Here is a 1,148-nt window from a genome sequence, read left to right as displayed (position 1 = left end):
AGCAGAGTTGAAAGCAGCTGAAGAAAACTTAGCTAAACTTCAAACACCAGCAGAGAAAGAAGCAGAATTGGCACCAGCTGATAAGAAACAACAACAAGAGAAACTTGAAAATGAAATCAAGAAACTAAAAGAAGCTCAAACTAAGCTTCAAGCAGCTATTGATAAATTGAGTAAGTCTTCAAATGATCGTGGTGAATTAGTAGGTAAAGAATTAGAAGCAATTGCCACTGTTACTTACGATGAAACTGAAAATCTTGTGACTCTTGAAATCAGCGACAAGGATGTTCTTGAAGCCTTGAAGGGAAGTAAAGTAACTCTCGTTCTTTACACAAACTTCAAAGAAGGAACAGACTTCGCTAAGTATCAGGATGGTGTACCAAATACAGCTACAGTAAGCTTCAATCACACCCCACAATCTACCAATACAGTTGTGGTGTTCCCACCAACACCGGTAACACCACCGGCTCCAAATATTCCACCTTCTGAGGGGGAAGTTCCACCAAAAGATCCAGGCAAAAACTTGCCAAATACAGGTTCTGAAGTTTCTACACTCTTTGAAGTCATTGCAGTTCTCATTCTTGGACTTACAGGACTTCTAGTTTGGAAAAACACAGCTGAACAATAGGATTGCATAGTAAGAGGAGGGTAGAAATATTTACTCTCCTCCTTACTGTATTTTGAAAGTGTTAAGGGAAAAAGAATGAGTAGAAAAAAATTATTAAAGTTAGGGATTTCAATACTTGCTTTAAACGCTCTTGGAGTAGCAACGTATCATGTAGCTCCAGATCTATATCAAATTCCAACAGTGCATGCAGAAGAAACACCGGCGGAAGATGAAGAAATTCCAGATGGCCAAGAGAGAGTCATGGCACTTCGATTTAGAGATAAACTGAATGATCTAGAGGCTTTCATTGCTGACTATAAAGCTAATCCTAATGATGAAGACAACAAAGCTGGATTAGAAGATAGTTTGGCGGAAGCTACTAACTACCTTCCTACCGCAAAGAAGGCAATGAAGAGTCCAGAAGCTCAAAAAGGTTTTGTGGCATATGAAGCTCGCTACAATGAGTTGAAAGCCAAGGCTGAAGCTTTGTTGGCTGGTAAGACAGAACAACCAACGGAACCAAAAGTTGAGCATCAAGAAATCA

1 protein-coding gene and 1 pseudogene are annotated in these 1,148 nt (G+C 39.5%); both read left to right on the top strand.

Annotation, left to right across the window (positions count from 1 at the left end; all coding sequences use genetic code 11):
* Window positions 1-625: LPXTG cell wall anchor domain-containing protein (locus HMPREF2655_RS02625; protein ID WP_142352103.1), on the top strand; the 625-nt coding region annotated here is incomplete at its 5' end.
* A gap of 75 nt (window positions 626-700) precedes the next feature.
* A pseudogene (locus HMPREF2655_RS02620) lies at window positions 701-1,148 on the top strand (cell surface protein); the annotation flags it as partial.

It is taken from the genome of Streptococcus sp. HMSC066F01 (assembly GCF_001837335.1).
Taxonomy (GTDB): Bacteria; Bacillota; Bacilli; order Lactobacillales; family Streptococcaceae; genus Streptococcus; species Streptococcus oralis_S.
Note: the sequence above shows the minus strand (reverse complement) of the source record. Positions and strands in the feature narration are given on the sequence as shown.